Origin of the sequence: Picosynechococcus sp. PCC 7002, assembly GCF_963860125.1 — a bacterium.
Classification (GTDB): Bacteria; Cyanobacteriota; Cyanobacteriia; order Cyanobacteriales; family MRBY01; genus MRBY01.
Genome location: NZ_CAWLFA010000007.1, coordinates 126,679 through 138,561, shown reverse-complemented (window position 1 = coordinate 138,561; position 11,883 = coordinate 126,679). Strand labels below are relative to the sequence as shown.

General features: G+C 50.5%; 9 protein-coding genes. 1 reads left to right on the top strand and 8 read right to left on the bottom strand.

What is annotated here, in order from left to right:
* Positions 1-3: 3 nt before the first annotated feature.
* From AACQ84_RS16095 to AACQ84_RS16065, 7 genes are all read right to left on the bottom strand, one after another.
* A complete protein-coding gene (locus AACQ84_RS16095; protein ID WP_012305595.1) occupies positions 4-792 on the bottom strand; it encodes a zinc ribbon domain-containing protein in 789 nt (262 codons plus the stop codon).
* On the bottom strand, positions 786-3,275 hold the full coding sequence (locus AACQ84_RS16090) for a hypothetical protein (protein ID WP_012305594.1): 2,490 nt from the start codon (positions 3,273-3,275) through the stop codon (positions 786-788). The genes AACQ84_RS16095 and AACQ84_RS16090 overlap by 7 nt, the downstream gene beginning before the upstream one ends.
* Positions 3,276-3,277: 2 nt before the next feature.
* A complete protein-coding gene (locus AACQ84_RS16085; RefSeq protein ID WP_012305593.1) occupies positions 3,278-4,330 on the bottom strand; it encodes a ligand-binding sensor domain-containing protein in 1,053 nt (350 codons plus the stop codon).
* Complete coding sequence (locus tag AACQ84_RS16080; protein ID WP_012305592.1) at positions 4,317-4,973, bottom strand: ABC transporter ATP-binding protein; 657 nt, start codon at positions 4,971-4,973, stop codon at positions 4,317-4,319. Before AACQ84_RS16080 ends, AACQ84_RS16085 begins: the two co-directional genes overlap by 14 nt.
* A gap of 3 nt (positions 4,974-4,976) precedes the next feature.
* The gene (locus AACQ84_RS16075) at positions 4,977-6,563 is read right to left on the bottom strand and encodes an ABC transporter permease (RefSeq protein ID WP_012305591.1); all 1,587 of its coding nucleotides are present in this window, start codon (positions 6,561-6,563) and stop codon (positions 4,977-4,979) included.
* Positions 6,563-7,567 carry an extracellular solute-binding protein gene (locus AACQ84_RS16070; RefSeq protein WP_234991369.1) on the bottom strand — a complete coding sequence of 335 codons (1,005 nt, stop codon included), beginning with the start codon at positions 7,565-7,567 and terminating at the stop codon, positions 6,563-6,565. Before AACQ84_RS16070 ends, AACQ84_RS16075 begins: the two co-directional genes overlap by 1 nt.
* A gap of 238 nt (positions 7,568-7,805) precedes the next feature.
* Positions 7,806-9,632 carry a hypothetical protein gene (locus AACQ84_RS16065; protein WP_012305589.1) on the bottom strand — a complete coding sequence of 609 codons (1,827 nt, stop codon included), beginning with the start codon at positions 9,630-9,632 and terminating at the stop codon, positions 7,806-7,808.
* Positions 9,633-10,177: 545 nt separating this feature from the next.
* Here AACQ84_RS16065 and AACQ84_RS16060 point away from each other — a divergent pair.
* The gene (locus AACQ84_RS16060) at positions 10,178-11,086 is read left to right on the top strand and encodes a zinc ribbon domain-containing protein (protein ID WP_012305588.1); all 909 of its coding nucleotides are present in this window, start codon (positions 10,178-10,180) and stop codon (positions 11,084-11,086) included.
* Between the two features lie 3 nt (positions 11,087-11,089).
* Here AACQ84_RS16060 and AACQ84_RS16055 read toward each other — a convergent pair whose 3' ends face one another.
* Positions 11,090-11,851, bottom strand: coding sequence for a hypothetical protein (locus AACQ84_RS16055; protein WP_012305587.1), 762 nt, complete (start codon positions 11,849-11,851; stop codon positions 11,090-11,092).
* Between the last annotated feature and the right edge of the window lie 32 nt (positions 11,852-11,883).

Below are 11,883 nucleotides of genomic sequence, written 5' to 3'. Positions count from 1 at the left end.
GAGTTAGTTTAAATTCAGACCGCAATGACTACAGAATTTTGCACCAGGGCGGGCTAGATGGCCACATTTCGGACAAGCTGAAGGATGCTCAATAGGTGCAGCAGCCACCGCAACAACGGCACCACAATGGGGACAAAAATGACTGTTTTGGGATAAAGGATGATGACATTGGGCACAGCGTCGATTTACGCTCGTCGGGGAAACGGGATGGTTAGGGGCGATCGCCGCTGGAACTTTTTGATCAACAGATTGAGTTTGCGTCATTGTCGCCAATTCCTCCAAGGGTAAGGGGCCATCCTCAACGGTGACATGACGACGCACAAGGCCACAGCTTGGGCATCGGGGCAGATCTTCAAACCAGCGGCTACGGCATTGGGGACATTGGGGCAGTTGTTCTGTGAGCGGGGGAAAGATCAGATCCCTTGAACCATCGGTATTTGTACGCCAATAACCCCGGTGAAGAAAATAATTTAACAAAGCTTTCCCTTGGTCGGGCCGCAGACTGAGTTCTACAGCGATCAAAAAAGCACCAATGGCCTGAAACTGATAATCCCGAATTAGGGTTGCAACACTATAGCCGCCTGGTAAAGGCTTAAATAAGCTAGCGGGTTGTTGCTGGGAAAAATCTGGAGGCGGTGAACCTGCTTTTACATAGGCCAAGAGATCCTGGGCTAAACCCGGTACCTGAGCCATGCGTTGGGTTGCATTCCAGAGTAACGACGTTGGTTGATAGCCTAAATTGGCGATCGCCGTTGCTAAGGGTAATAACGGATGTTCTTGTGGCGTTACCATACCTCTTGCCCCCAATCATCTTTAACTTTTAAAGCACCGGATTTAACAAGGTTATAAATTTGCTGCCGTTGCTGGGGATTTGCCTTACTGACAAAATCCATGAGCGTTTTCTCCCGTACCCAGGATTTTGGTGGTTGATTTTTTGGTGCCTGTTCTGCGCCCCCCTTCAGTTGATCCCAGACATCTTTAATGCTGGCTAACTCTTTCTTGTAGGCTTCTTTACTCAGGGCATTGCCCAAACGGTTACCAAAGGATTCAGCATCATTTTCGTTATATTGACCCGCATAAATCACTGGATCGGTGTCTGAGCCTGTATATTTTTGGGCATTCGTCGTCGCGGCGTGGCGGGCCGTGGGGTTTTCCATGGGGTTATTCGGATCCCATTGTTGAGCGTGCTTCACCTCATGGCCAATGGTGGCGATCGCCTGTTGAGGATTTTTATACATGTATGAGTCAGTGTTAAACACAACTCGCCCTGTATTTGGATCGAAGTGGGCATGAACCATATTGCCATTAGCATCCTTTAGGCCAGAACCGAAATCGACCTGTACCGGCCCTACTCCCAATTTATGGCCACATAAATTCGCAATGTATTGTAGGGTTTGCTGTTTATCCGCATCAGAAAGCTGGTTCCAGCCCGATCTTGTCAATGGGCGGATCTCAGAATCACCCGTTAACGCCTCAAGACTATCAATGATCAAAGCCGTATCAACAATACCTTCAACATATTGATCATGATCTGTGCTTGGAACTGGGGTACTAAAAATCGTCGCCCAATCATCCCCAGAATCTCCCGTAATTTGAGAAATTGGAATGACAAATAGCGGATTATCTTTGAGGGTGACAAATTTTCCATCGGGTGTTACATCCCAATTATTGCGATACACTTCCCGCGACCCAATCCATTGATTTACCCGTGGATCGACAGGAACCCAACTATTAGGATTATAAAAAGGTGCATTTGGCATCCCAGGTTGCTTCGGTACGCCTGGCCCTTGGCCCGGTGAAGCTGGAAAATTCTGTCCAGGTGGGATGTTCACATTGCGAACGGGATCATTTCTCGTGCCGCTTCCAGTAATGTTTTGTTGCCACGGTGGATTCTTCGCGTCGGGATAGTCCCGGAAAGGATCTTCTCTCGTGCCCGTGCCGTAGATGCCTTGTTTCCAGGGGGGATTATTGGCATCGGGGTAATCTCGATAGGGGTCATCCGGTGTTCCACTGCCGTAAATACCTGGGGTTTGCGGTGGATTGTTCACATCAGGATAGTCCCGGAAAGGATCTTCTTTTGTACCAGTGCCGTAGATACCTTGTTTCCAGGGGGGATTGTTGGCATCAGGATAATCACGATAGGGATCATCTGGTGTTCCACTGCCGTAGATACCTGGGGTTTGCGGTGGATTGTTTACATCAGGATAATCGCGGAAAGGATCTTCTTTTGTACCCGTACCGTAGATACCTTGCTTCCAGGGGGGATTGTTGGCATCAGGATAGTCGCGAAAAGGATCATCCGGCGTGCCAGTGCCATAGATAACTGTGGGAATTGAAGGTAAATTACCTAAAATCCAGCCTGTCCAGAAACCGCCCGCAGCAGGAAAACCAAGGGTCGCTGTTGTGATAACGCAGGGGCCACTGGCTAACCAGCGATCTAGGCTACCACCTGCTTCTTGCCAACCACAGTCATCGGCGAGAACAGGAATACCATGGGCGACGTAAAACCCTACCAAACTGAGCGATAGCAGTATTAAAGTTTGGGTCGATGGCGGTTGGTTGTTTCTAAAAATGAGAACAAGAGCAATGGCGATCGCCCCGAGGAAAAGTAATTGGGGAATGCCACCAAAAAACCAGAAGCAAATGGCCGCAATGAGATAACCCACCATGAGGCCAGCTAGGAGGGTTTGTAACGTGACCTGGGACAAAGCTGGGGGAGATTGATGGCGAAATAGACGATGGGCATCTTGCCAACCCAACTGAGCCGCAAGGCGCAGGAGATGTTGGGGTTCACAAACGGCGGCCAGGGCAAACAGAGCAATTTGGATGCTCACCAGCAGATTGCCCAAGAAGGTACTAAAGGCGATCGCCACCGCCAGACCCACCCAGGGGAAAGGACTTTGAAATTGACTAGCTTGTTGGCCAACATCCACGCAGATTTGCGGCAGTTGACCGATCCCCTTGAGATAGTTACCCAGGGTGCCTCGAAATAGGTGACCCACCAAAATGCCACTAAATAGCCAAAATAATGTGCCGGGTACAAGCTGATCCGAGATCACCAAGACGGAACCGAGCCAAGGATTTGTGGTCGGATTAAACCCTTCGTTCACACCAACCAATAGGAAAGTATGCACCAGCCACATCACACCACCGACGATAACCCCAACCACGATTTGGCGAGGTAATGCTTGCAGAAAAGCTTTTAAAAGCCAGCCCAGCAATTGCACCAGGGTTTTCGGTGCCTGTTGGCTTTGCCCATTAGAAGAAGCAGCCATGGTTATTGCTCCCCTAAATTGCGTAAATATTGGGCATCGAGTCGCGTAATGCCGTTACGGGTACCGAGCCAGAGATTACCAAATCGATCCTGTACCATTGCCTTTACCTCCTGATCCGCCAGACCATCGGCTTCCGTGAGAATGAGCCATCGTCCCTGGGAATCTAAGCGAGCTAAACCGTTATATTCAGAGCCAAACCACAGCACCCCGGTTTGATCTTGGTAGATGGAGCGGACTTTTTCTCCAGCAAGGCCATCTGCTTTGGTGAAAATTTGGGCGATCGCCCAACCAGTCGTGCGTCGTTCCAGGCGAGCGAGGCCACCACGATCAAAAAGACCCATGCCCACCCAGAGATGCCCTGTATCATCGCTAAATAGGCTTGTAATGTTATTATGGGCCAGCCCATTGGCCGTCGAAAAAAGTTGGCAGGATTTCTTAATACAGTGGCTTAACCCGCCTTTAGGAGCCACCGCCGAGCCAAACCACATTCCCCCCTCGGCATCTTGATGAATGACATTTACCATCCGATCCGGTAGTCCATCCGCCGGGGTTAAAAAGTGCCAATCCTTGTTTTCCTTGACCGCTGCTCCCTCCCAGGTGCCGATCCAAAGTTGACCCGCCCGATCCACATAGAGGGCATTAATTTGACCTTGAAAAAACGGCTTATCGGATTGATAGGGGTGGCACCCTTGGGCATCGACATAATTTAAACCGTTGCCATGGCCAATCCAGAGCACACCGTCGGGATCGATTGCTAGGGCACGGACGAATTGCAACGGGCGATCGCATTGGAGGGGTTCAACGGTATGGGGAGGTTGTAAAGCAATTTGAAAGACCCCTGCCTGACCCCCGGCCCAGAGATGATCACCTTGGATGACGAGGGCAGAAACTTCCTGGGGAGGACGAATAATTTCCCAGCCTGGTTGTTTGGGTTGTCCCTGCCAGCTTTGAAAGAGAGACAAAAGTTCCCAGATAAATAGGCCCAAGGTGCTGACAATTGCGCCAAAAAGCAGGTATTTCCAGAGTTTTAAGCTGTATGGTTCAGGGTATTTCATCGGATTGCAGCTTTCCTCCCTTTAGCCAGAAAATTTTCTCGCTGAGATATTGGGCTTCGGTCGGGTCATGGGTGACATAAAGGGCACAGGCGGCAGTGAGATCGAGATATTCGCGGATGTAATGGAGCAGAGTCTGTTTAAGGGCGAGATCCAGGTTCGTCAGGGGTTCATCGAAAAGGACATAGGGGGGATGGGGCGCTAAAACCCTTGCCAAGGAAGCCCGTTTCGCTTCCCCCCCGGAAAGTTGGTAGGGATAGCGGTGGGCTAAGGAGGCGATCGCCAACCGTTCGAGGAGTTGTTGGATGCGTTGTTTTTTCACCGGGGCTGTGAGGTGGCCCAGACCAAAGGCAATATTTTGGGAGATGGTCATGTGGGGCCAGAGAATCGGCGTTTGAAAGACAAACCCAATGTGGCGTAGGTGGGGGGCGAGGATTTGCGTTGAAGAACTGACCACCTGACCGGCGAGGGAAATGGTACCGCCATCGGGTTGTTCAAGGCCAGCAATTAGGCGTAACAGGGTGGTTTTGCCACTCCCGGATGGCCCTAAAATCGCCACGGTTTGCCCTGGTTCCACTGTCAGAGCTAAATTATCCAGAATTTTAGCTGTCTGATAGGTTTTACTAAGATTTTCGACTTGGATCATGGTCTATCTCCCCCTCGGTAAATGGTGCCCCAACCCCCTTAACCCCCAAGCCATCAGTCCACCAACCCCAAAGGCGATCGCCACCAACACCAGACATAACACCGCCACCGATGCCGCCGCTCCGTAATGCAAGTAGTTATAAATCCGGAGGGTGAGGGTGGAATATCCAGGGGGAATCACGATCAAAGTCGCGCCCAATTCACCGACACTGAGGGCAAAGACCAGACCCGCCGCCGCCAACAACCCCGGTAGGAGCAGTGGTAAACGCAACCAGAGCCAAATCCGCCACCGGGGGCCAACTTCCAAGCGGGTCGCCTCCCAGAGGGGTTGGTTCAATTGCTGTAATTGCGCTAGGAGCACCAAACTGGCGAAGGGGGTAAAGCGAGCGAGGTGGGCTAAAAATGGCATCAATGGTGTGCCGTAAATTTCCAGGGGAAGCGGGCGATTCCACAGATCAATCAGGCCAATCCCCACTAGGGGGGCGGGTAAAGCCAAGGCCCAAATGACTAGCCCCCAAGTCACTCTCCCCCAACGGTCATCACGGTTGAGAAGCTGGGCGATCGCCAAGGCTAGGGGTAAAGCGGCGATCGCCACTGTCAAACCCAGGCCAAGGGTAAAAGTTATTTCTCTGGCAGTAGCTTGGATCGGGGGAAACCACTGGGATTCCTGGGCCGCCATGACCAGCAAATTAACGAAGGGCACCAAAATTTGCAAGGTAAAAAGACCAAGGGCCAGGTGCTGGAGCCAGACGAACCACCAAGGCCAACGGGGGGGAATTTCCCAGAGATTTTCCTGGGGTGAGAGTTGCATCGTTTGCTGGAGGGGCAGTTGCAAGATCAAAATCACCCCCCAGGCGATCGCCAAGAGGGGCACCGCCAACAGAAACGCCCGGGCTGGTTCATTGCTGGTGCTGTATTCCGCGAAAATTTCCAGGGCATAGGTGCCAATGCCAAACAACGAAGGAAGGCTATAGTCCATTAGGCTCAACAGAAAAATCAAGCCAAAACTGGCCACAAAACTCGGTAACGCCAGGGGCAAAATAATTTGTCCCAACACCTGTAGATCCGGCACCAGGAGCCGCGCCGCCTCAATTGCTTCCCGACCCACCGCCGCCAAACCCAACCAGCCCAAACCCACCGCCAAGGGCAAAAACGCCATCACTTCCACCCAACCGCAACTCCACCATCCCTGGAGGGGGATTGTCCCAAAACCAAGGCTGCGTAAACCCCCATTCAACCCCAGACCCAACGCTGACCACCCGAAGGAATGGATATAGCTCGGCACAAATAGGAGCGGCAACAACCCCCACCGCCACCGCCAAGCCCAGGCTGTCTGCCACAGGTAACAGGCAATCAGACCCCCCAATACCGTGCTCACCGTCCCTACGGCGATCGCCAATTGCAGACTATTTCCTAACAGTTGCCAGCGTCGCCCCGTCGGCACCAGTAGAGATAACCAGGCCCCATTCCCTTGGCTTAGTTCAACGATCACACTGGCCATCAAGCTCAATAGTGGCCCAAAGACCACCACCAGAAACCCCCCCAACCCCAGGGTTGTCCATGGATTTAATCTGTGGCGATCGCCTTTCATTAGCGAATAAAAATTTCACTCAGGTCTTGCTTTGACGGTTCTAACTGCCCATAAATGGCATCTAAACCCACCGTCATTCCTTGGATACTCTGTCCTGCCAGACAACCGGACACCGCCGCCCCAGGATATAAAGGCAATTGGCTACCCCCCACGGCCATCAACCGTTGTTCCGTTTCTGGACTGACGAGAAAATCCACCAGTGCTTGCCCCTGGTCAGGATTCGGCCCATCCGCAATTACAGCCACTGTTCCCGTCAAGACAAACGTCCCCATTTCCCCAGGCCCCTGATCCGGAAACACCAGGGCCACCGGTGCCCCCTTTTCCACGGCGCTACAGGCATCATCGGTATCCGTCAGGCCAATGCTCACCTGACCATCGACCACCAGATCCCGCACCACCGAATTTCCATCAACGACCTGGACATTTTTACGTTGGAGATCAGTAAAAAACGCCCGGGCTGGCTCTGGCCCCCAAACTGCATAGAGGGCTGCTGCATGGGTCGCTGTGGTGCCGAAAAAAGGATAGGCGATCGCCATTTCTGACCCAGGCCATTGATCGCTGGTGAGATCGGTTAAAGACTGGGGCGCTTCATCAATTGCTAAACGATCCGTATTAATCAGCAATACCCTTGCCCGTCCGCCCATTCCCGTCCAATAACCTTCGGGATCTCGGTACTGGGGTGGTAGCTTCGCAGCGACTGGCGATTCATAGGGTGCTAAAACTCCCTCTCCTTGCAACAGTAAGATTTGGGCGAATTCTCCACTCCAAAACACATCCGCCTGGGGTCGCTCTTTTTCCCGCAAGAGACGCTGGGTTAAACCCGTGGTTTTTGTCGCCTCCACGTCATAGACTGGCAACACATCAATGCCCGTTGCCGCTGTAAATTCCGTTAAAATTGGTTCTGCATAGGTGCGATCAACAGAGACATAAACGACAACTTTTTGCTGCTGATTTTCGGGTTGACAAGCAATAATTGCTCCAGCAAAAAATGCAGAAAAAACCAATATTTTGCAATACTTTTTAATGGATATCAACACTTCATTAACACCACCAAAAATGAAAGTCTTTTTAATATTTTTAGGCTAGCACCATGTCCAATTTGACAAATTAACTTAGCAACAAATCTCAACCCCAACCCTTAGAAATACTCAATGCCTTTAAAGCAGAGGTAATCTGTCCAGGTACAACTGCTTTACAACCAACAGAGAATCCTGGACAGAAATTATTTTTAATTTTTTGAAACTAGAAGGCAGTGATGTTTAAATTATCGTGATCCACTTGAATGTTGTAGCCTGTTGTTGTGCCCGCATGGGTCGTAAAAGTAAAATTGGGGGATTCGATACTGAGATCTTCAAACCACCAAGTCCGGTCTGTTTTTGCCCCTAGATAGGCCACGCCAATGTCTACCCCTAACCAGGCTTTGACCTTCATGCCGGGGATGATATTCCAATTGGCTTGGTAGGTCGGTTCATAAATCCTGAAAAAAGAATTGTTGTTAAAAACGAGGGGTTGATAGGTTGCCGGAAACTGTTCAACGGTGTGGGTGCCATTGTTGGGGCCAACCACGGGCGGAAACTGGGCCAACATCTCCAGATCTTGACCAACCATATTCAGCTGAGAACCAAGGTGGAAAGTCGCGCCGACGATGCCGTAGTTTAAAGTTCCTCCAGTCACATCAGGGGACCACACTTCGCCGATGGAGAAACTTTGTCCTGGGGCAGGGGGTGTCATGTTGCCACCGGAACTTAGATAGTCCGTTAGGTCTACTCCAATACCTAGCTTTCTATTGTTGCCACAGCTCCACACTTCTAGGTCACACCTAACGCCGACGGTACCTTGAACTTCTGCAACGATTTCCTGTCCGCCAAAGATCTGATCACTGGGGATACCCGCTGCTTGGTAGGTGTTGGCATTGCCATCGATGGGCGTGAGATCAACAGTGGGGGAAAAAGCCGTTAGTTGATTATTCGCCACCTGAATTGTCCGGTCAACGGTTAGATCCAACTGGAGAGGAATCCTTAAACCCAAGCCATAACCAAGGCTGGCATAGGGTTCTGCATAGACACAAACATCACCAAAGAATAAATCGATGCAGTCGCCGATGCGGTGTCGCCATTCCCGCCCACTGCCCCAGGTAAAACCATTCACTAGGTAATGGGTTTCTGTGTGGCGATCGCCACGGGCCAGTTGCGATAAATCCAGTTGGGGGCGGACGAGGGAAAAATTCGGCCGTTGATTATTGTCACGAATTTCCAAGGGTAAATTCCGGTTTAAGGTGATCGACCTTCGGGGAATCGGTTGATAGAGATTGCTGGTTTCGAGAAAGCTAAAGTTCGGTTGTGTAAAGTCAGGATTGGGCTGAACAAAGGGTACATCCAGTAAGGTTCTGTATTGAACCTTGGGCACCATGAGATAGGTTTCTTCGGTAATCCGACCATTGTTGAGGGCCACCTGCAGCAGTTCGTCGTCTGGGAGAGCCCGCAGTTGGCTGAGGGTGTAGCCGTTAATGGGGCTAGTGTTCAGTTGATTGAGCCTACCTCTAATTTCCGTAATTTTGGTGCTGATGTTGTTCTGGGTTGGTGCAGGCTGCTGTAGGGTTCTGGGTTTGGTTTGGCGATTGAAACAAAGAATGCCGAGGTCGGTTAATGCTTCGCCCCGTTGGTCACAGGCAAGGGCACTACCTTGATATTCCAGCCGCTGCAAAATAATCAGCCGATCTGCAAAATCGTAGGCGGCGACGGTGAGCTGGGGATTGGGGTCAATGCCTTGGGTTTTGATGATGTTGGCCAATTGGGGCAGGGCACCGGGGGATTGAAGATAAGGTAAAAAATCAAGGGTCACCCCATCACTGGCCTGGAACTGTAATTCGTGGCGGCGGGCCTGGATATCCTGGAGATTTTGAAACTGGATAGTTCTTAAGGGGGGACGTTCCAGCAGATAGTTATTGAGGACATCCTGGGGGGATTCGCTCAAGCTTTGGGCGATCGCCAAATTATTGATAAACAGTACTGGGCAGGTAACGGCTAATAACTGCAAGCCAATACCTGCCGCTCGATGTTGCTTTTTCATGGAGCCGACCTCCGTCGCGAGAAAGTTCCCCTGCGGGTGAGGGAAACAGCTAAGTCCAGTAGCGCAGACCTGAAGTTATCGTCGAGAAAACCAGCAAACTAAATTTGAGTCAGTACCTAAGCAATTGATAACGCTTAAAATTTTTTCTGGCTCCACATCAATTATAGGGATTAATAATTGCTAAATGAATTAAATATTGAATCCTCTTCACATTATTTTGTGATTTAATCTGGCGTTGCGAACTATTAAATAAAGTTGAATTTTATATTGCCTAAAGAATGAGTTCGTTAAATAAAAAAATCAATGCTTAATCATGTCTCTTAAAGCCTTTTGATACAATATAGATGAAGGGGATTTCCTAAAGAAAAGAAACTATTTTGTTGTTAAAAGCAAAGCTAGATCGGTTAGCTATCGAAAAACTAAAATCTTTCTAAAGAAACTCTTTTCCCTCAACCCCAGGCTATTTATCTGAATGTCATCTCTTACAGGAATTTTGATCAATTAAGGTTAGTTGTGCTTTTTTTGCTGCGTTTGGTTTAACTGCCATGACTACTCCCCATTTTTGTATGCAATGTGGTGCTGCCCTCAACCCAGGCGATCGCTTTTGTGAGGTGTGTGGCAGTGCAACAACGCCAGCTTATCCAGTGGCCCCTCCCCCAAGACCCCAGGCACTCCCACCTAATCGGTCAAACGGGAACTGGATTTTGGGTTTAGGAATTGTCGTAATCACCGGGCTAGGCATCTTCTTCCTGAAGGATCCGGCTCAGTTACTGAAATTTTTAGGGCAACCCGAAGCCAGTACACCCCAAACCCAACCCGTTGGGGAAAATCCACCGCCATCACCCACAACCCAAGCGGCCGTGACCCTCGATGATTTTGTGGGGGCTTGGATTCCGGCAGAAGGAGATCCAGGGGAAGAGACAGACACCCTCGTGCTTTACCGAGAAGGTGACAAAATTGTGGCGGACATTGAAGGCGATCGCCTCGAACTTTCTAATCTCACCAGTCGGACATTATCGGGTTATGTCTGGAGTGTCTATGAAGACGTACCGACGCCCGTGGATGCCGAACTCAACGAAGATAAACAGCGCATTACTTTCACGGTCAGTCCTCCCAATAGCGAGCCAATGGTGGCCGTCGCCCAACGGGTACAACCTGGCTCCAGGAACTCTACCACAGCCCCAATCGCCACACCTTCTACCCCAGAAATTACCGAGGTGATCGCCATTGAACAGGTGGCGAATTTAGCGGCTGTCAGCGAATGGCAAGAATTAGTGCGTACCGTTGCGCCCCAAAATAGCACTCACATCGAAGTCGTCGAACAAACGCCCAGCAATTATTTAGTCCATGTTTATGAAATCGTTAATAATCCCGGTGAACCTAGTCATACTGCGACTTATGGCTGGTACGAAGTGGATCGTCAAACGGGGATGGTCTTCGAAATGTTGCCTTAAAGCTTACCCTGGGGGAGAGTCTTGAATCGTAGTTTGACTAAAATGTTCGAATAAATCGTAGGCTGCACCCCGATAACGCCGGGGAATGGGAATCCGCAGGTTGTAATATTGCATCCCCGCCTGGGAAGGATAGCTCAGTTCAAAACAAAGACAAGGGGCCTGGTTTTCGCTCGCCGGACGGAGGCTCACCTGTTCCAATTGCAAGTCCAACTCTCCCCAATGGACAAAGTTACCGCGAAAATAAATGGCACTACTGGCGATCCACACCTCGCCCAGGCGATGGCGATCGCGTTTAAACCGCAACCAAGGCAAACCATAGGCCAGCAAACTCACCAAGATAATCAGCCCCACCATGACGAGAAACACAATAAAACCTGCCTCCGGATCAAACAGCCAAAAGCCGCCACCGATAAGCAATGCCCAACACGCAACGATGAAGACTAAGGGCAATTTTTCGTCAATTTGTTCTTGACGTTCCCTATCGAGGTACTGGGCCCATTCTTGCGGTTCGTAGGTCCAGTGGGCCAGGAGATTTGTCCCAGCAATTACCCGATCCAGAAGCACCGCATTGCGCCAAAATATCAAGAGCGTGACTAGAGCAGAGATGGCGAGAAACAGAGCGCCGAAAGTAATGGCAAAGCCCCCATCCATCCCATCAAGCTGAATCAGGGCGGGCAAAAACATTAAGGCGATCGCCCCAGCCAAAACAACACCAGCGCTGACCACTACGGGGTAGAGGGGATTGGGAATCGGTTGTGATTTCATTAGGCCGCCTATCAACCCAAAGAAGTTTTGTA